Annotated in this window: 13 protein-coding genes and 1 pseudogene; 6 read left to right on the top strand and 8 right to left on the bottom strand. The window is 39.9% G+C overall.

What is annotated here, in order from left to right; all coding sequences use genetic code 11:
- Positions 1-132 precede the first annotated feature (132 nt).
- On the top strand, positions 133-387 hold the full coding sequence (locus ACFSKL_RS22910; RefSeq protein ID WP_376889724.1) for a DUF6364 family protein: 255 nt from the start codon (positions 133-135) through the stop codon (positions 385-387).
- Positions 388-457: 70 nt separating this feature from the next.
- Positions 458-805 (top strand): annotated as a pseudogene (locus tag ACFSKL_RS22915) (PIN domain-containing protein); the annotation flags it as partial.
- Between the two features lie 152 nt (positions 806-957).
- Here ACFSKL_RS22915 and ACFSKL_RS22920 read toward each other — a convergent pair.
- Positions 958-2,541, bottom strand: a complete 1,584-nt coding sequence (locus ACFSKL_RS22920; protein ID WP_376889726.1) for a hypothetical protein — start codon at positions 2,539-2,541, stop codon at positions 958-960.
- A gap of 317 nt (positions 2,542-2,858) precedes the next feature.
- On the opposite strand from ACFSKL_RS22920, the gene ACFSKL_RS22925 reads away from it, so the two are divergent.
- On the top strand, positions 2,859-4,874 hold the full coding sequence (locus tag ACFSKL_RS22925; RefSeq protein WP_376889728.1) for a monovalent cation:proton antiporter family protein: 2,016 nt from the start codon (positions 2,859-2,861) through the stop codon (positions 4,872-4,874).
- On the opposite strand, the gene ACFSKL_RS22930 is transcribed toward ACFSKL_RS22925, so the two are convergent.
- Positions 4,875-7,169 carry a patatin-like phospholipase family protein gene (locus ACFSKL_RS22930; protein ID WP_376889730.1) on the bottom strand — a complete coding sequence of 765 codons (2,295 nt, stop codon included), beginning with the start codon at positions 7,167-7,169 and terminating at the stop codon, positions 4,875-4,877.
- Positions 7,170-7,375: 206 nt separating this feature from the next.
- Between ACFSKL_RS22930 and ACFSKL_RS22935 the strand changes: the two genes are divergently transcribed.
- Positions 7,376-8,026 (top strand): DUF4494 domain-containing protein, encoded by a 651-nt coding sequence (locus ACFSKL_RS22935; RefSeq protein WP_376889732.1) that lies wholly within the window; start codon positions 7,376-7,378, stop codon positions 8,024-8,026.
- A gap of 137 nt (positions 8,027-8,163) precedes the next feature.
- Positions 8,164-9,195, top strand: a complete 1,032-nt coding sequence (locus tag ACFSKL_RS22940; protein ID WP_376889734.1) for a PAS domain-containing protein — start codon at positions 8,164-8,166, stop codon at positions 9,193-9,195.
- A gap of 7 nt (positions 9,196-9,202) precedes the next feature.
- On the opposite strand, the gene ACFSKL_RS22945 is transcribed toward ACFSKL_RS22940, so the two are convergent.
- The 6 genes from ACFSKL_RS22945 to ACFSKL_RS22970 form a co-directional block, all read right to left on the bottom strand.
- Complete coding sequence (locus ACFSKL_RS22945; RefSeq protein ID WP_376889735.1) at positions 9,203-9,790, bottom strand: DUF2911 domain-containing protein; 588 nt, start codon at positions 9,788-9,790, stop codon at positions 9,203-9,205.
- 96 nt (positions 9,791-9,886) lie between these two features.
- Complete coding sequence (locus tag ACFSKL_RS22950) at positions 9,887-11,650, bottom strand: efflux RND transporter periplasmic adaptor subunit (RefSeq protein WP_376889737.1); 1,764 nt, start codon at positions 11,648-11,650, stop codon at positions 9,887-9,889.
- A gap of 276 nt (positions 11,651-11,926) precedes the next feature.
- Positions 11,927-13,546, bottom strand: a complete 1,620-nt coding sequence (locus ACFSKL_RS22955) for a TolC family protein (RefSeq protein WP_376889739.1) — start codon at positions 13,544-13,546, stop codon at positions 11,927-11,929.
- Positions 13,512-13,913, bottom strand: coding sequence for a four helix bundle protein (locus ACFSKL_RS22960; protein ID WP_376889742.1), 402 nt, complete (start codon positions 13,911-13,913; stop codon positions 13,512-13,514). The genes ACFSKL_RS22955 and ACFSKL_RS22960 overlap by 35 nt, the downstream gene beginning before the upstream one ends.
- Positions 13,914-14,021: 108 nt before the next feature.
- Positions 14,022-17,897 carry an efflux RND transporter permease subunit gene (locus tag ACFSKL_RS22965; RefSeq protein WP_376889744.1) on the bottom strand — a complete coding sequence of 1,292 codons (3,876 nt, stop codon included), beginning with the start codon at positions 17,895-17,897 and terminating at the stop codon, positions 14,022-14,024.
- A 267-nt stretch (positions 17,898-18,164) separates the two neighbouring features.
- Positions 18,165-18,545 carry an HYC_CC_PP family protein gene (locus ACFSKL_RS22970; protein WP_376889745.1) on the bottom strand — a complete coding sequence of 127 codons (381 nt, stop codon included), beginning with the start codon at positions 18,543-18,545 and terminating at the stop codon, positions 18,165-18,167.
- Positions 18,546-18,794: 249 nt separating this feature from the next.
- Here ACFSKL_RS22970 and ACFSKL_RS22975 point away from each other — a divergent pair, with 249 nt between their 5' ends.
- Positions 18,795-19,988: an ATP-binding protein gene (locus ACFSKL_RS22975; RefSeq protein ID WP_376889747.1), complete on the top strand. Its 1,194-nt coding sequence runs from the start codon at positions 18,795-18,797 to the stop codon at positions 19,986-19,988.
- The last annotated feature ends 145 nt before the right edge of the window (positions 19,989-20,133 follow it).

Below are 20,133 nucleotides of genomic sequence, written 5' to 3' on the forward strand. Positions count from 1 at the left end.
CTGTGGGAACACAGACCAAGGTGATAGGTTCTCTATAAGTGGCTCGAATAATTTCGGAAAATAGTGACTTTTCATCAATCCATACGTGTTGACAAATATAAATAAAACACGTATTTTTGATAAAAAAGCACCATGAATACCAAATTGACACTGACCATAGAGAAAGAGGTGATTGAAATTGCCAAAGAGTATGCTAAAGAAAAAGGGCAAAGTCTTTCAGAGCTTGTTGAAAATTACTTCAAACTAGTAACGGTAAACAGAAAAAAAATAAAAGAAGAACAGCTTTCCCCAAAAGTAAAAAAGCTGAGAGGCATATTAAAAATAGACGAAAACTTTGACTACAAACAAATATTAACTGAAGAGTTATCAAAAAAATATGGCGTTTAAATTATTTATAGATTCAGATGTAGTCATTGACTTTTTCACAGATCGTTAGCCTCATGCAAACCCTGCTAGTGAACTCTTTGAACTGAATGAACAGAACATTGTAATATTACATTTATCGGCTACAAGCATTAATAACATTTATTATATTGTAAGAAAATTTTTAGGACATAAAAAAGCTCTCGAGATCGTAGAAACTTTATCCGAAATAACTAAGATTGTAGGAGTAACAAAAAAAGAAGTGATACAAGCCTTAAAAAATGATTTTAAAGATTTTGAGGATTCTATTCAATATTCTTCCGCATTACAAATAAAGGGGCTAGATGCTATTATCACTCGAAATATAAAAGATTACAGAAGTTCAAGAATCGCCGTGATGACACCTCTTGAATTCCTGAAAATGAAAGATGCCAAAGAGTAATGACTTCGTAAGACTTGAATTACCGTTATTGGTCATCAGTTGATTGGGTTCAAAAAAAGCTCCTGAAATGATTCCAGGAGCTTTTTTTATTTTTTTGACAATGTAATAATATCATTCAATTACAAGTTGCACAGTTACCTAAAGCAGTTTATCTACTTTACAACTAGTCCTAATTTCACACTTCTTGTATCATATGTATGAACAACAGCTGAATTTGTGGAAGCCGAAACATCATGCAAAACAGGATCATAAAAATACATCTTTATACATCCTAAATAGTCTGACTCTATGCTTCTCATGACCGCAATTTCCCCAGATTTGGTTATTGTTGTTGGTGATTCTACACCTCCCGCAACATCAGTTTCTGAATTCACTGCTTCTTTCAGACCAAGACTGATTTTAGTATTTCCAATAAAATTGGCCCCATGGGCATACTGCATTTCATAAATTTCTTTATGCATTTGTTCTAAACCTTCATCCTCTTCATATATTTTCACATACCTTGTCAAGGATTCATTTCTTATATCCCATCTACCGATGGTAATTGGATTCGGTAAAACAACTCTTTTGGACGTAAACTTTGAAGGGTCAATTTTATAGGTGTGCTTACTTTTTCTAAACCAAGTAGAATGTCTATAAGAATGCTCTATATTAAAATCCCATATCTGATCAGGTCTTAGTGGAGCATATACAATCATTGGAGAACCAAATGAATAAAAAATCTCAAACCTAAAATTATAAGCTCCTTTTGACCACATTCTATCTATCAATTCTGCTTGACTATATCCATTTCTTGATTTTCTCTTAACCCCAGAGTTATTGATAAATGGATCACCATTATATATCTCAGAGTTTCTTTGATCGGAAATATCATAATATATTTTGGGGTCAATTTCCAAAAACTGAATATACTCTGTTACAGAGTAGTTCAAACTACCTGTCCGGTTTTCAGGCGTTATTCCATAATAGATAAAGTCCCTTTGAAATCCTTTCTGGCTATTACTGCCATCATCTTTAAAAAAGTATTTGAAGGATTCAATGGCTTTTTGTCCAACGTCATCTAAACCAACAGACAACTTGTCTTCTCCTGTATTTGTATCCATACCATCAAATGCAGGCGACCTGAACCTCACCCTCCTCCTACTCCTGATACTATGGCTGTTTTCTGGAAGGATTACCCTGCTGTTTTCATTGACTACAAACACATGGAAATTTGGAACTTCTCCCTTCTCAAAACTCAATTCTTCAATTCCATTGAAAAAGAGTGCATTTTCGGATTTTTTTGATACGATCACCGGAATTTCAGTATCATCGGTATCCAGATTTTCCGGAAGCACATCAAAAAACTCGATTTTTGATACATAAATGTTCAACAATGGGATACTCCTTTCTATTTTTTCAAGATCCTCCACAGATGAGTAAGAAATCAGGATATCCCGAAATGACTCTTCGCCAATCATCTCATCTTTTACCAGATAATACAAAACATCATAGTTCTTATCGAATTGTTTTAAGGATTCTTGCTTCAAAAATGCCCGCACATCTTTTCTTTCATAGACGGCTTTTGATAAAACCCTTGCAAATTTTGTCATATTCTCCTCTTTGATCGAGGTATTCAATGCCTTTCCTGTAATATTTTTCTCAAAAAATTCATCCTCTGAACACGAAATGAGCAATAAACCCATCAGAAGACTTAGTGTTAGAAAAAATCCATTAGATACTTTTGGTGCTGTCATAGTGCACATTTTGTTTGTTTAAATAATTAGTTTGATTTTTTTGAGGTGCAAAAGTAGGGACAATTAAAACATATTCCAAACCACTTCCAATTTAACACTTCTGATGCCCCAAGATACTTTATTTAACTATTTAAACCTCAACTTTAATTATTCCATGAACCCGATTTACTTTAATCACTACAGACTAAAAATCTACATCTCCAAAAGACTTTCTGCAACAGCGTTTTTTAATTCAAAAAGTCAACTCCTTGTCTGGGATTAAAGACAGCAAAGTTGTATTTTCAACTTTGAATTGAAACTTACCCAAAACCTTTTTTATGAATTACCTAACTCTTGCAAGTGTAGAAATGCCATTGTTATCTGATATAGTGGTCATTTTTGGCTTGGCTACATTGGTTATACTCCTCTTTATGAGGCTAAAGATCCCAACGATTATCGGTTTTTTGTTTACAGGAGCCATTGCCGGCCCTTATGGATTATCATTGGTCAATGCCTCTACTGCGGTGGAAGTCCTTTCCGAAGTTGGGGTGATTTTATTGCTCTTTGTGATTGGGATGGAATTTTCATTGAAGAGTTTGCTGTCCATCAAAAAAGCTGTTTTCATTGGAGGATCCCTGCAAGTAGGACTTACAATCTTGGCTACCACACTACTGTGCTATGTTTTTGGGTTTGATTGGAATATTGCAGTATTTTTCGGATTTCTGTTTGCACTGAGTAGCACGGCGATCGTACTGAAACTCCTACAAGAATATGGACAAGTCAATACCATCCCCGGTAGGACCACCTTAGCCATTTTGATTTTCCAAGATGTGGTAATCGTCCCCTTGATGCTATTCACCCCGATGTTGGCTGGAGAATCGGACAATGTACTCCTTTCACTGCTGTACTTGGCACTCAAGGGTGCTTTGGTGATATTGCTTACCATTGTCAGTGCAAAATACATCATCCCACAGCTGTTGTTTCGGGTGACCAAAACAAGGAGTGAAGAGTTGTTTCTACTCAGCATTATTTTGACTTGCTTCGCTGTAGCTTACGTCACCTCATTGCTAGGGCTTTCTCTTGGTCTTGGGGCATTTTTGGCAGGATTGATTATCAGTGAGTCGGACTATAGTCACCATGCCACCGGCAAGATCCTGCCATTCAGGGAAATCTTCTTGAGCTTTTTCTTTGTATCAGTAGGGATGTTGTTCGATATCACTTTCCTGTATGAGCATATTTTCGTCATTCTTGGGCTTACCGCCTTGACATTCGTGGTCAAATTCCTGGTAGTTGCCATCTCTGTAAAAGCTATCGGTCAGGGCTTCAAAGAAGCCTTTATGGTTGCATTTTCGATTTTCCAAGTAGGTGAATTCTCCTTACTCTTGGCAAAGGAAGGGTTGAAATATAATCTGTTGGATCCAAATACCTACCAGTATTTTCTTGCAATTTCCATCTTGACCATGACAATCACCCCTTTTGTATTGAAAAAAAGGGAAGAAATGGCATGTGGAATCCTGAATTTACCATTGCCTAGCAGGTTGAGCAGGAAATTTGGGAATGATAGTCTTCCGAATATAATCCTAGATACCAAAGAGCTCAAAGACCATCTTGTCATCATTGGCTATGGACTGAATGGCAGAAACCTCTCTAAAGCAGCAAAATCTGCAGACATCCCCTACTCCATCATTGAGACAAATCCCGAAACCGTCAAAGTGGAATCCATGAAAGGCGAGCCAATCATGTATGGTGATGCTGCAAATGATACCGTATTGGAACATGTCAACATCCATAAGGCGCGGGTCGCTGTAATCGCCATTTCCAACCCCGAAGCAACCAAAAGGATCATCGCATCTATTCGGCACATCACCCAAAACCCATACATCATCGTCAGGACACGCTATTTGGGAGAAATGGAGGAAAATATTAAACTAGGGGCAAATGAGGTGATTCCAGAAGAATTTGAGACTTCGATAGAGATTTTCACCAGGGTATTGAACAAATACCTTGTCCCAAAACATGATATCGATGATTTTACAGTGGAAGTAAGGTCACACAATTACGAAATGTTCAGAAACCTATCCCCAGAAGCAAATTCCAGATTCAAAGTTGATCTACCGGACATTAATTTTGTGGGTTTGAAAGTCGAAAAGGATTCGGGGGACTTCATCAACAAATCCTTGAGAGAAGCTAAGATCAGAGATGTATTTGGGATCAATATCGTAGCCATCAAAAGAAAAAGTGCAACTATTTCAGAAATCACGGGGAATGAAAAGCTGAAATTGGGTGACATCGTCTATGCAGTAGGAAAGCCGGAAGCATTGGAACGTTTTGCCGAGAAATTGGAAATCGATTGATCAGTCCACCTCAGGAACCAAATATCTAATTCCCCTTACCTTTCTAAGCGCATCTCTATTCTGGACACTTTTGATATTATCTATTATTGACACCTTTTCCCTGGCAGTCAACCTCCAGTTGAGAGATGCCCTTTGGATTTCCTGTTGCTCCTGGTTCACCACCCCAACGGAATCCACAAGTCCTCTTTCTCTTAAAAATTGGCTTGTAGAGTACTCGAACTCTATCCTATCCAAGTCAAAACCCATAGACTCTTTGAATAGGTTGTAGAGCACTTCATTGTTCAGGGTTTGAATATTATCCCAATTGATCAGGATATTTTTCAAAGGAGTGGATAATTTCTGAAAGAGGGTAGGATGGATTCTTTGGTCGATCTCTGTGGATTTTTCAGAATCCCGGATTGTCAACAGGGTAACCCCGGAAGTATTTTCGGCAATCCAATCTTGAAAGACATACAAAAACCTCAATGCATCCTGAATCCCAAAATTATCCGACAAACCCGCATCCATGGTTTCCATCTGTGGCGTTGAAGGCAATTGGATATGTGGTGTGATAAATGGGAAAGTCGCTCCCATTCTCAAAGCACTGATAAATCTAAGATTCTTTGCATCTTGATCCTTAAATAAGCGCATAAAATCAATGCTTTGGCTTTTTTCATCTATCCCTTCTGATTGCTTTGCCGAGATCCCCATGTATGACATAGAATGTGGGGCTATAAAAAGCTTTCTCCCATCATTGGTTATCAGAGGCGTAATGGGAAGCATGGGGATTTTACCTTTAAACTCCGGCATTGCATAGGCTGAAAGAGGCTTATCCATAATCCCCTCGGTATTGATATTGAGCTGGTTTTCAAAGGCAAAACCCCTGTCTTGCAAATATTTTCTACCATTATAGTCGTAATATTGGTTCCTGATAAAAAGATCATTTACCAACAATGTGAAAATGATTGGATTGAGATTATCAGATGAGATCTGATCAAGGTATTTTCTATCTGAATAATCCAAGTCCTCACCTTCAAGCTTTTTCAAGTATAACTCCCTAAAGAATGCAGCTCCAACTATCCCTCCAGATGCACCGGTGATCATCTGTGTATGCTCGAAAACCTTTCCTTCACTTTCTTTCTCCAAATTCTGGAGGACATTCAAAGTCCATAGGGCCGCCCTCTGGCCTCCACCACTGGTAGTTATGAATATCATCCTTGGTTTTTGATCAGCTGGGAATTTCGCTTTCCAATTATCGAGGATCCGAAGTGTCATTTCCCTGTCCTTTTCCAATGTATCAGGATGAAGAAGTTTTTGCAGATTCTCCAAACTATAGACCGCTGGCGTCACTTCATAATCCATTCCAAATGCAGTATGGGGTCTATTCAACAATTCTGATTTTGAGAGGAAATTAAAAACCAGAACAGCCGTGATCATTGCCGGAATCAGCCATTCCCTCAACCAGAAAGCCAAGGCACCTACCAGCATCATGATAATGGACAACAAAAGTGTAGCACTCACCGCAGCTGGAATCTGAAGAATAGGATACTCCCTAAAAAAGCCCAAAAACAAGATCAAACCAATCAAAACACTTTGGATAACAAAAAGATTGAGGTGGTTTTGGTCAAACACCCTCAGAAGTTGATGGCTTTCAAATTTGGAAAGGTCCTTTCTTACAGGCTCGATCCCACGTCGGATATCTATGTAATTCAAAACCTTATCCTTCGACTCTTTATTCTCTTTGATTTGCCGGAGGATATTCGCCCTGGGGATCTTGGTCTTGCGGAGGCTCTTCTCTACAGAGTCTGCGAAGATTACAAAAAAGTCCTTGTTGGTAAAGGCGAAGTATGCAAAAATCACCGAATATATCAGGATCGTCCCACCGGAAAACCCAAGAAAAAACTCAACTATCTCCCATAAACTATCGTGTTCATTATCCAATTGAAAACTTATGAAACTATAAAAATATAGCAAATAAAATCCCAATGGGATGATTCCATTGTTGACACAAAACTGAATAAATGGCTTTGGGATAACCGCAAGGAATTTGAATTTGGCTCCATCAAGAATATAGCTAGTCATATGAAATGCCATGGTGAAGACCCCAAAAGCTATCCCCATTAAAAAAAAGCCTTTCCAAGAGACTTCATTCAGGTATTCCGGATCCAAAAACAAAAACGGTATGCCAAGCACAGTCCCAAATTTCTGAAGGATTACCAAAACCAACAACACCCAGAACAACAACAGCGGGATGTTCTTTTTCAAATGCATGAAAAACAACTGAACAGGAAAGCTATAATTAATTTTATTCCACATAGACCAATACTTAAGGGTAATATACAGCAATTTTTATTTTAGAGAAAAGTAATTGCACAATTGCTAAGGGAAATCAATTTTGTATTTCCTAATCAAATGATTCCATAGAAAAAATTAACAAAAATCAAACTGGAAATGACCACATTTGATTGTAGCTTTTGGCAATATCCACTACCTTCGCAATCGCACTTATTAAATAGAAAAATATGAGAGTTTGGTTCTTGTGTAAAGTAAAATATGCTAAGGAAAATGAAGAGGGATTGCTCAAAAGTGTGTCTGAGCAATACTTGGTAGATGCCGTATCTTTTACCGAAGCCGAAGCTAGGATATATGACATGCTAGGATCTGTGATCAGGGGGGATTTTCAAGTCACCAATATCAGCAAAAGCAATATTGTCGATGTTTTTTTCTACGACGACATAGATATTTGGCACAAATGCAAAATCACTTACATCGTCACAGATGCAGACAGTGGAAAGGAGAAAAAAGTAACCCAATTCATGTTGGTGACAGCACATGATGTCAAAGAGGCATTCGAAAGGATCTTTGAAAGCCTAGACAATATGCTAGTCACATTCCGTGTACCCGAGGTAACCGAAAGTCCAATCGTAGAAATATTCCCTTACGAAAAAGATGATGAGGAATTATTACCCCCGCCTGCAGCAAACCTAAAACCTTTGAGTGAGGTCAAGGCAGATCAGGAAAGACGGGAAGAGGTGAGGGCTTCCAATAAACCAAAAGAAGAAGAGCCCGAAACTGAGGAAGAGCATCAGGAGGATTTTGACCCAGAGGAGGAAGAGGCAGAACTGATGCAGTATGATGAAGAGGAAATAAAAAATAATCAAGAGGAGCTTTAAGCTCCTCTTTTTGTTTAAATACAATTTAATAGCTGTTTATTTACAATAAATATTTTTAAATATATTTTTTTGTATTTTATACAATTTTTTTTGTTTTTTGTAGTTATAGATATTGATTAAAATACTAATTTTGGACAATGGAAATAGCATTAGATATGGTTGAGAAAGAAATGTCCCCTATGATGGGATCCAATTATTTTTACCTGTTAAAGTTGGACAAAAATGGAAATGTTCTAGAAACCAACCACAAACTGAACTATCAACCATCAATCTTCGAAGGATCGTTCGTAGGACAATCTTTTGGTGAAATATTGTTTCCAAAAGATTTTATAAGTTTTCAAAATTCCCTTCAAAAGACTCTAGGGAAAAAAGATAAAAATTTCCAGTTGGATTTGAGAAAAGTCAATGATGATGCATCAGACTTTCATTGGACACACTGGGAATTTACCATAGAGCAAAAAAACGAATCTGATTATACCGTATTGGGGATAGGTCATGATATCTTAAAAAACAATGAGAAAACAATAGAATTTCCAGATTTCATCTATGAGCACCAAATCAAGAATGAAATTATGGAAGGGCTTTTCGAAGACAATCTTATTGGTTTTTGGATTTGGGATTTAGAAAACAAATCGGATATTTTGAGTGTATCCCTTAGGACCATGCTAGGATACGACCTGATATCCAATGACATAACTGAAGTAAAATGGAAAAAGCATATCCATCCCCAAGACAGGGAAAAGTCAAACCAACAGCTTGAAGATCATTTTACAAGTTATGGCAAAATCCCCTTTCACAGCGAACTTAGGATTATTACAATCTCAGGCAAAGAAATTTGGTCTATTGCCTATGGAAAAGTAATCAAATGGAACGATGCAGGCTTGCCCCTAAACATGGTTGGCTGTTTCTTTGATATTTCAGAAAAGAAAAAATCTGAAATCATCCTTGAAAGGCAAAATCAATTCCTAAAGGAATTGACTTTCAACCAATCCCATATGATGCGTTCCAAACTAGCCAACATCCTTGGCGTCTTGGAAGTAATGGAACCAAAGAACAACATCAACGAAATCACAGAATACCTCCAACTCCTTAAGGAAGAAGCCTCAAAACTAGACCGGGCACTTCAAGACAGTATCCATAGTTCAAGTGCATTGAATTTCAAGAAATAAAGAGGACTTAGATAGTCCCCTTTGAAAGACTTAACAGAAACCCTCTATTAGACCAATAAAAAGCTAGTTCACCATTTTCATTTCCAGCGCTTGTAACATCGAACCTCAGCTGTTCGACAGGTTCAATTGATTCAATGTTTTCAACTTCCACCCGAAGTACGTCTTCACTCTGATCATAATCATCCGCCAAGTGTTGCGCAAAATTAGAATTTAGAATCACTGTCCAACTTTTTTCCTTTGGAATGGTGAAAAGAGCATATTTACCCTTGGCTATAATGTTTCCGTCAATCATAATATCTTCTGAAAAAGATATTGTAGTAGCAGAATGAGCACCTGTAACCCATACTTCATCCAATGCTACCAAGCCTCCAAATATATGCCTTCCTCTCACACTTGGGGCAGAGTAGTCGATATGTACATGATTGGATCCTATATTCGCCATTGATGCAGTCCTCGGACTCTTCGAATTTGACGTATCGGAATGTGCAGAATGATCATGTTGCTCATGTTCATTAACCACTGCTTTTCCTTCCTCTTTCGGTGCAGAACAGGAAAATACTACCATTGCTAAAATCAATGCTTGCTTAAAATTCATATTTCTTATGTTTTGATTTTGATGTGTTTTTGTTGCAATAGGCTGAATGATAATGCTTACCCAACCTATTTCTATCGCATTTCTACTATTTTTCAATCAATGCTGATGACCTACTTTTATTTCTGGTTGATTTCCTGAGCCCGAAACCACCTTTTTCCCTACCTGATAAGTTTCCTTTACTTCCCCACATGTCAGCATCATGTCCCCAAAGTAAGGGTTTCTGATTTCCTTTTCCTCACTTAGCCAATACGCCCCTTGATCCCTGAAAGCCATTGGGCAATATTGTCGGTAAAGAGTATTTCCTGCCACACCAAAATATTCCACTGCCTCGATCAAATTATCCGATAAAGTCTCAAAATGCACTCTCTGTTCTTCTACATCATTGAGCTGGGAGATTTTATCCAAACTGCCCTGAATCGGCTTCAATAAATCCATCCAAATATCGTGGGCATCACCATCCAACAATTTCATATCCACATTGGACAGGTTTATTTTGGCAGGCTTGACCGCATCCTGAACAACTTTAGCCTCTGATTTCACCAAAGCATCTTTGATCTTCATATAGCTTTTCACAACAGCAGCCAATTGCTCGGTAAACTCCTTGGGTACATCCATAGACTTCACTTCAGGCCTAGTCATCATGCTATAATTGCCGCTCAGCTGAGCCGCAGCATCAATGGCAAAAACCCCGTTGCTCACTACCTGATCCCCTTCTTCCAATCCTGAAATCACCAAATAATCCTCTCCTACCCTTGCCCCTACTTCTACCTCTCGCATTTCGAATGCTGGTGCTTCTGAACTACCCTTTTGCACATAGACCACAGATCTTGGTCCAGTCCACAAAATGGATGTTTTGGGAATCATCAAACCAACCTGATTAGTAAGAGAAGTGGAAATTGTTGCCGAAACAAACATCTCTGGCTTCAACTCCCCATTCGGATTTACAGCCTCAGCACGTATGCCAACTGTACGGGTATCCGGATTCAAAACAGGATCGATGTATGATACTTTGGCTTTAAATTCCTTTCCTGGATATGCGGAAACCTCAAAGGTCAATTCATTGCCTTTCTTGATAGCTCCCAAATCAGATTCATAAGCATCCAACATCACCCAGATATTGCTCAAGTCTACGATTGAAAAAAGTGATGTGCCTCGATTCACAAAATCACCTACAGACACATTACGCCCTATCACAATACCAGAAATATCCGAATAAATATCAAATTGCGTCTCCACTGTACCAGAGCTTTCGATCGAAGCTATCTGATCCTCGGAAATTTTCCACAACCTCAATTTCTCTTTGCTGGCTCGGTACAAAGCAGGCTGGCTTTCTTTTATTTTAGCGGTTTCCAAAAGCTCCTTTTGCGCATTGACCAATTCGGGGGAATAAATCGTCGCCAATTTCTCTCCTTTTCTGACTTCCTGCCCTGTGAAGTTCACATAAAGCTGATCTACCCTCCCGGTGTAATTGGCAGTCAGGTTTTTGCTTCTTTGCTCGTTGGGTTGGATTTTGCCCGTAAGCACAATTTTCCCAGTTCCAGCTCCAGACTTTACCCTAGCTATTTTCACATTGGAAAGCGCAACCGCCTCCGGTGTCATCTCAAGAACGAACGGACTGCTGTCTGCCCCTTTCTTATTGTTGACTGGAGTCAGCGCCATGCCGCACAATGGGCATTGGCCAGGTTCATTTTGTCTGATCTGCGGATGCATGGAGCAGGTATATTCCACCCCGTCTTCGTCTATATGGGTATGCTCTCCTTCAGGATGCTCTTCATTTCCCCCACGGATCAACCATCCTGCCACCGCCCCAAAGAATAGACAGCCGATGATTATGATTGCAATGTTTTTATTTGTTTTCATTTTTTTTAGATTTTACTCTGTCACGTCCTGAAAATAGTTGACACTTTTTTCATTGTTTTTACATCCTTCTAATAACCATTCAATTGCCCCTTCAGGGCAAAATTGATCTCCTTTTTTTCATCTTAACATAGGGTTAAAAACCCTATGTTTGTGTCAGATGCCTCCCGATATTCTCGGGACAGGCTTTTCAGGGCATCTGTCTTATGTCATGTCTTTGCTTCTTGAAGAGTCTTCTCGCTTCTCGCTTCTTGTCTCTTGCCTCTCGTCTCTTATTTCTCAATACCCGACCAAAGTTTCCAACTTCGCAAATCCCATTTCCCTATCTATTATGGTATTCAGGGCATTCAGTCTGTATTCCAACAATTCCCTTTGGATACTTAGAATTTCTTCGAAGGAACTTCCCTCAGTCGCATAGGCCGTGATGGTAAGTTCCAAGGTCTGTTCGGTGAGTTTGATCTGTTCATCCAACAACTTGATCTTTCGCTCAGCATTTTTGATTGAAGCAAGGATGGTTTCAAATTCAGTTTCTAGATTTCTTTCCAAATCCTCTTTTTGTTTTTCATTGGAATCCCACCAGAGTTTTGATTCCGCTTGCTTGGACTTGTATTTCTTTCTGTAAATCGGCAATGTTACCGTTGCCATCGGCATGACCATGTTGTTTCCCATACCTGCAGGCATGTAATCCATTCCATTCATGCCACCTACTACACCAGATTCAGGTCTCGGGGAGAAAAGCATATAATTCACCCCCAACCCGAACATGGGCTTTCCTTCCAACTTAGCCATTTCACCTTGTTTCTGGTATGCCAATCCTTCTTTCTCAAGCATCAGCAACATAGGGTTGGTATCCAAAATATTCTCCAACATGGCTGTTTCCCAACCAAAATCTACCTCTGTAGTCACCTCGGACTCAAAACTGACTGGCTCATTACTCTCTCTGCCAAGCAATTGATTGAACCTAGCCAACAATGGCTTTTTATCAACTTCCAATTGTCCCAAATCACTTTCCAAAGCCTTAATCTGAATTTGGAGGCGGAGAATGTCACTTAGTTTTCCTGAACCTCCAACCCCCATGTTTGACATGGAAGAAGCCCCTCCCGAAGCCCCCCCTGTTCCAGAGAGCATATTAGACGAGCTCCCTTCCATCCCCATTCCATCCGAAGCATTGCTTTGGCTTGGTTTTGAAGGATTCTTCACAACATTGGAAACAGCAACAGCAGCGTCAGAAGTGCTACCTCCCTGATAGCGGATAATCGCCAATTCTTCAAGTGATTTCAAGATTTCCAAATTGGACTTTGTAACATTGATGGTATTTTGGATTTGCTGAAGTCCGTAATATGTTTCCTTTACTTGGTAAAGGATCACATTCCGTTGCTGCCTGAACTCCTCGTATTTCGCCTCAGCCATCAGAGTCGCTTCATCTTTTTGGGTCTTCAACATCCCAAACCAAGGAAACATCTGCATCAAAGTAGCCTCTGCCCTCTGGTTACCCATCAGCAATTCCATCGGCTTGGTAAACACTCCGATATTCAACTGGGGATTTTCAAGACTTACCTGATTGACTTTTTCAAGACTGGCCTGGTAAGCTTTGAATGAAGCCTGAAGGCTGGGATTGTTTTCGGTTGATATTTGGAGGTATTGGTTTATTGTTTGACTTTCAGATTGAAATATGATGGAAATAAGTAGAAATAAGGTTGAAATAAATTTTAGCCTCAGACCATATTCTAAGTTGTTAGGATTCTGGAAACCCATAGAAACAAATTGTAATCTGAAGCAAACATGATGGATATAAGTTGAAATAAGGTTGAAATAATTTGCAAAACAGAACCTTGCTTCTCCCATAATTGAAGTTAAACGCTTATCACCTTTCATTTTTGCCTCCTTTCTTTGATTCATAGGTTTTTGAAATAGTATTGTTGAGCTTGACCTGTAACGGAAGGTGAATCGAACAGATATCATCCCATTCTTCGGATATAATCAAGCCTCTTTCAAAACCTAAATCCAACCAATGTTCTTTTCCTTCAGACAATGAGGCTCTAGCTATATAATAAAACCGAATTTTTTCCAAATAATGATACCTGCCATATCCTTCCGCAATATTAGCACCCACTGAATCAACAGACTCCAACATTTGATCTCCCCACACCTTTTTTTCCTGATAAGAAAGTCTTGAGTATACCTTCCATGCAACCGAGGAAAGCTTCCTTGCCAATTGATATATCTCCAAATCCTTTAGAGGTATAAACTTCTTTTTCTCATCCATATCCATATCATTTATCAACTAAATCATTTTTTATCCCTATTTCGCCGTTGGCGTATTTCTACTTTATATCGCTTCAGCATATTTCCAAAATATTTCACGAACTTAATTTCAACCAATATCTTTTCTTAATAGCATCTCCCTATACCTCCCATACAACACAGGTACTATAAACAAAGAAATGAGTGCTACCATCATCCCTCCAAATGCTGGGATGGCCATGGGGATCATGATATCGGAACCGCGGCCGGAACTGGTCAATACTGGCAATAAGGCCAACAAGGTAGTCGCGGTGGTCATAAGACAGGGCCTCACTCTTTTCAATCCTGCTTCTACGACTGCATTTCTGATTTCCATTATACTTTCCAGACTCGATTTATCAAAACTCTGCTTCAAATAAGTCCCCATGACTACCCCATCATCAGTCGCTATCCCAAACAATGCAATAAAACCAACCCAGACTGCCACTGACAAATTGAATGTCCGCATTTGAAAGAGCTCACGCATATTGGTTCCAAGAAAATTGAAATCGAAAAACCAATCCTGTCCATAGAACCAAAGCATCATAAACCCTCCCGAAAACGCCATCGCAATCGCAGAGAAGATCATCAAGACCATCGCTGTTGATCTAAATTGGAAGTAGAGTATCAGAAAGATCACGGCTAGGGAAAGAGGTATCACTATTGCCAAGCGTTTTTCTGCACGGATCTGGTTTTCGTAGCTCCCGGAAAAAGCAAATGAAACACCTGGCGGAACATCCAATTCTCCTGAAGAAATTTTTTGCTGGATAAACTCCTTGGCATTCTCAACCACAGTCCCTTCTGCAAAACCGTCTTTTTTATCAAAAAGCACGTATCCTACCAGAAAGGTGTTTTCCCCACGGATCATCATTGGACCCGGCCTGTAGTTGATCTCTGCCAATTGCGCCAATGGAATTTGGGCACCTGTAGGTGTACTGATCAATATCCGCTTCAACGCCTCAGGATCATCTCTATACTCCCTGGCATATCTTGCCCGGATGGCATAGCGCTCCCGACCCTCTACTGTAGTACTCAATGTCATCCCTCCTATCGCCACTTCGATAAATTCCTGGACATCTGCCACATTCAATCCAAACCTCCCCAATTTGGATCGATCCAAATCAATCTCCAAATATGGTTTCCCCAATGACCGATCAGCAAATACTGCCTCAGCTTTTACTGATGGCACTTCCTTCAGTAGCGCTTCCAATTTCAGACTGAATCCTTCGATCGTCTCCAAATCCGGCCCATAAACTTTCATTCCCATGGGGGCCCTCATCCCCGTCTGAAGCATAACCAAGCGAGTTTCTATAGGCTGCAACTTTGGGGCAGAAGTTACCCCCGGTATATTTGAGGTACGGATTTGGATTTCATCCCAAATATCATCCGGTGTCTTGATCTCATCCCGCCACTGACGGAAATACTGGCCTTTTCTTTCATCTGCCACCAAATATTTGGGGATATTTCGGATCACAACCCTTCGCTGATCCTCTTCCATATATTGTTTTTCATCATCCCATATAGCCCCATCCTTTCGGTCATACCACCAGCTTTTGGAAGCTACCTCTAGCTGGTAATTCCCATTTCGATCGACCTTGAATCGGAGTTTTTGGGCATTCTCATCCTGTAGGTATTCGGTCTTGTAATTGATGATATTTTCATACATGGACATGGGGGCAGGATCCAACGGGCTTTCTGCACGCCCTGCTTTCCCCACCACCTGATCCACTTCTGGAATCGCCTGGACCAGCATATCAAGTTGCTTGACTATTTGCATATTTGCCTCCACGCCAGAGTGGGGCATAGACGTCGGCATCAGTAAAAATGACCCTTCATTCAAGGCTGGCATGAATTCCTTGCCCATCCCGGGAATTGAATGTGAAAGACCAGACCAAATGGCTGTAGTCCTCACATTCCATCCGATTTGGTCAAAACCTTTGGCCACAAAACCAAAAACATTCCCAAATCCCAACCAAATATTGACCGCAAAAAAGATAATCAAAAGCGGAAGGATGAAGAAGGTTTTTGCATTTTCCAGACACCACCTCAACAAATTGGAATAGTAACGGATAAAAAGCGTGAAGCCCCCCAGGACAGTCCCTATGACAAGGCCAATAAATATGAAATTAGTAAACACATATTGCGTCAAGCCCAAAGGCCTCCATTCATAGGCCAATAGAACTGTCACTGCCAACACAGCTATGGCCATGGAAATCCAACTTTTGAATTTTCCATTTGCTATTTTCCCGGGAAAATAAAAATGGAATAAGTGATTGAGTGAAAATGCCATCAACACAACCCCAGCCCAAGGGAAGTGGAAAAGCAAAAACATACCCAGAACCAACATCCCAAAATTGAGGATGGCCTTATATTTACCAGATTTCAATTTTGCCCCAAAAACCCAATGGGCAAATGCCGGCATAAACACCAAAGTGAAAATCAATGCTGCAATCAAAGCAAATGTCTTGGTATATGCCAATGGTCCAAACAACTTCCCTTCTGCTGCCTGTAATGTAAACACAGGCAAAAAACTGACTATAGTGGTCAATACGGCGGTCAGTATGGCAGAAGCGACCTCTGTAGTAGCTTCATAAATAACCTGCAATTTGGTTTTTTGACTTTCGGGAAATTCAAGGTGGCGGAGGATATTTTCATTGAGGATAATCCCCAAATCCACCATAGTCCCAATGGCGATGGCAATACCCGACAAAGCCACAATATTCGCATCAACCCCCACATATTTCATCATAATGAAACACATCAGTACTGCCATTGGCAGCAACGAAGAAATAAGAATAGAAGCCCTTAAATTGAAAACCATCACCAAAATCACAATGATCGTTACCAATATCTGTAAGCTGATGGCTTCATTCAGGGTATTGAGCGTTTCTTTGATCAAACCAGACCGGTCGTAGAATGGTACAATCGTCACTTTCGAAACAGTACCATCCTCCAGCGTTTTGCTTGGGAGACCAGGGGATATTTCATTGATTTTGGACTTGATGGCATCAATTACCTGTAGTGGGTTATCTCCATACCTAGCGACTACCACACCCCCGACTGCTTCCGCTCCACCTTTATCCAAAATTGCCCTTTCAGCCCGACTGGCTGGCCCGATGTTCACTTTGGCGATGTCTTTTATCCTCAGCGGGACATTGTTGGTCATTTTGACCACAGCCAATTCTATATCATCCAATGACTTTACATAACCCAATCCACGGACTATATACTCCACCTGATTGATCTCCATGGTATTGGCTCCAACATCCAAATTTGACTGCTTGATGGCATTCATTACTTGCATCATGGAGACATTATGGGCTTTCATGGCCACAGGATCCAAATCCACCTGATATTCTTTCACATGCCCACCAATGCTTGCTACCTCAGCCACACCCTCTGTACCTGCTAAGCCATACCTCACATAGTAATCCTGGACACTCCTCAACTCATGTAAATCCCATCCTCCCGCAGGATTGCCTTTTTCATCCCTTCCCTCCAATGTATAGAAATAGACTTGTCCCAATCCCGTCGCATCAGGACCAAGCTTCGGCTGTACTCCATCCGGCAATAAACCCGAAGGGAGAGAATTGAGCTTTTCCAAAATTCTCGACCGACTCCAATAGAACTCTACATCTTCCTCAAAAATCAGGTAAATGGAAGAAAACCCAAACATGGAAGTGCTACGGATGGACTTTACCCCAGGCATCCCTAGCAAAGATGTAGTCAAAGGGTAGGTAATCTGATCCTCCACATCCTGTGGAGAGCGCCCCATCCAATCAGTGAAGACTATCTGTTGGTTTTCGCCAATGTCTGGAATGGCATCTACTGGAACTGGATCATTGGGCAAAAAGCCAGTGTTCCAATTGAAAGGAGATACTATGATACCCCAAGCCACTACAAGGACTAGGAGGATTACCGTGACCAGTTTATTTTCGAGGAAGAATTTGATGATATTGTTCAGCATAGTTTTTTTCACTAACTACTATTGATCTGATCCAACTTTTTATAAGTGAAACAGCTAATGATGGATATTAGGTATCAGTGGATTATGCCCCCAGAACCGGGGCTAATGTACGAAAGAGATGATAAAGACTCTAGATAGTGATTGTCAGACCTGTCAGGCTTTAAAAACCCAACAGATCTGCAAGCCTAAAATTCTTTGGCATAGGAATAAGCTTGGAATGAAACCTTTGCATTCTTTATCTCTTCGCTTCCTTTGGGAGCGGTAAAATCATATCAGGAATACCTGACAAAAAATATGTATCGGAGTATTGTGAAATATGGGGGGTGAGGAATCTGAAAATGTGATTTTCTCATCTCCATTCAATAGAATTGAAGAAATTTCAAATTGAAAAATAGGAGCCAAATATCCAGAAACAAATGCTTGGAAGTCCAGTAAATCTGTAACCTGCTGATCTGTATTGGGCAATTCCAAATTGGAAACATCATCGCAACATCCGGGCATTGGCGTATTGGATTCACAGCATGTTTTGTACTCGGCAAAAACATTGATCCGCTGCAAATCATCTCCGCAATAATGCATAGAATAGCTCAGTCCTGCGTTGAAAAACACATAGAATATAAGGAGAGCTATTTTGATGGCTTGTTTCACGATGGATAATTACGGAACAAATATACAAAGGTTCTGATAGGTAAATGTATAGAATTTTTGTTTGGATTTATAATTCGAACAAAAACAAAAGTAGATTTACAATGAATTGTTACTATCAAATTTAATTATTGCTTATCATAATAAGCAATAATTAAATAAAATCGCTTATCACAATAAGCATATATTTATAATTGTGCTTGTTATACTAAGCGTTTATTATTAATTTTGCTTACCTTAACAAGCAAAAAAATGGAATCAATAGAAGAAAGATTTCTAAAAAAAATAGATGCTACATCATTGAATTTTGTCCGAAGCATCATCCAAAAGATCCGATGGGAAGCTAGATTGATCGGTATCAAAGGACCAAGGGGTGTTGGAAAGACTACCCTTCTCCTGCAATACATCAAACAAAACCTCCCTATCGACCATACTACCCTATACGTAAGCCTGGACAATATCTGGTTTGCCCAAAACAGCCTGTTGGAGATGGTGGATGACTTTGTCAAGAAAGGCGGCAAACATCTATTTTTAGATGAAGTGCACAAATATCCCGATTGGCCCGTGGTATTGAAAAATATCTACGATGATTACCCTGAATTGAAAGTTGTCTTCACAGGCTCATCCATGCTGCAAATCCTAAACGCAAGGGCAGACTTGAGCAGAAGGGCAGTGATCTACCATTTGCAGGGTTTATCATTCAGGGAGTTTGTAGCGATTCAGACAGGGCACGAATTCCCGGCTATCAGTCTAAAAGACATCATGGAAAACCATATCCAAATATCAAGGGATATAGTATCCAAAATCAAACCATTGGAACATTTCACCAAATACATCAATGCTGGGTATTTCCCATTTTATCAGGAAGTGCCAGAGCTGTACCATCAGCGTTTGGAAGAAGTGGTAAACATGACCTTGGAAATAGAGTTGCCATTGCTAAGAAAAGTGGACATATCCTATATCCCCAAATTAAAGCAATTACTACAGATCATTTCAGAATCTGTACCCTTCATCCCAAATGTAAGCAAGCTGAGTGAGCGTATAGGCATCAACAGAAACACCTTGGTCAGTTACCTGTTTTTCCTGCAAGAGGCACATATTACCAAAAACCTCTACAAGGACATCAAAGGTATCACCCAAATGCAAAAACCTGAGAAGATTTACCTGGAAAACACCAATTTCCAGTTTGCCTTCACACCTAAAAATGCAGATCTGGGGAATTTGCGAGAAACCTTCTTTATCAACCAAGTGTCCTATGAACACGCTGTAGAATATGTCAAAGATGGTGATTTCCGAATAGATAGGACATATATCTTCGAGGTAGGTGGCAAAAACAAAACCACCGAACAGATCCAAGGAGTCAAAAACAGCTTTATCGCCGCAGATGATATAGAATACGGGAATGCAAAGAAGATTCCGCTGTGGCTGTTTGGTTTCCTGTATTAAAAAGAATACCCCCTCTTAGTTGAACACCAAAACCTTTGGCTTCTGAAAACAGTCTTTATCAAACTAAGCAACCGCTTGGCACAATAAAGCATGAAATCGAGCCCGCCTGTCTACTTCAGGCAGGCTCGGATCAAGCTATGTAACC

It is taken from the genome of Belliella marina (assembly GCF_042682445.1).
GTDB lineage: Bacteria > Bacteroidota > Bacteroidia > Cytophagales > Cyclobacteriaceae > Belliella > Belliella marina.

Excerpts from the sequence above, each read along its gene's own strand:
- ACFSKL_RS22910 (WP_376889724.1), top strand. The coding sequence starts at position 133 with ATGAATACCAAATTGACACTGACCATAGAGAAAGAGGTGATTGAAATT.
- ACFSKL_RS22920 (WP_376889726.1), bottom strand. The coding sequence starts at position 2,541 with ATGACAGCACCAAAAGTATCTAATGGATTTTTTCTAACACTAAGTCTT.
- ACFSKL_RS22925 (WP_376889728.1), top strand. The coding sequence starts at position 2,859 with ATGAATTACCTAACTCTTGCAAGTGTAGAAATGCCATTGTTATCTGAT.
- ACFSKL_RS22930 (WP_376889730.1), bottom strand. The coding sequence starts at position 7,169 with ATGTGGAATAAAATTAATTATAGCTTTCCTGTTCAGTTGTTTTTCATG.
- ACFSKL_RS22935 (WP_376889732.1), top strand. The coding sequence starts at position 7,376 with ATGAGAGTTTGGTTCTTGTGTAAAGTAAAATATGCTAAGGAAAATGAA.
- ACFSKL_RS22940 (WP_376889734.1), top strand. The coding sequence starts at position 8,164 with ATGGAAATAGCATTAGATATGGTTGAGAAAGAAATGTCCCCTATGATG.
- ACFSKL_RS22945 (WP_376889735.1), bottom strand. The coding sequence starts at position 9,790 with ATGAATTTTAAGCAAGCATTGATTTTAGCAATGGTAGTATTTTCCTGT.
- ACFSKL_RS22950 (WP_376889737.1), bottom strand. The coding sequence starts at position 11,650 with ATGAAAACAAATAAAAACATTGCAATCATAATCATCGGCTGTCTATTC.
- ACFSKL_RS22955 (WP_376889739.1), bottom strand. The coding sequence starts at position 13,546 with ATGAATCAAAGAAAGGAGGCAAAAATGAAAGGTGATAAGCGTTTAACT.
- ACFSKL_RS22960 (WP_376889742.1), bottom strand. The coding sequence starts at position 13,913 with ATGGATGAGAAAAAGAAGTTTATACCTCTAAAGGATTTGGAGATATAT.
- ACFSKL_RS22965 (WP_376889744.1), bottom strand. The coding sequence starts at position 17,897 with ATGCTGAACAATATCATCAAATTCTTCCTCGAAAATAAACTGGTCACG.
- ACFSKL_RS22975 (WP_376889747.1), top strand. The coding sequence starts at position 18,795 with ATGGAATCAATAGAAGAAAGATTTCTAAAAAAAATAGATGCTACATCA.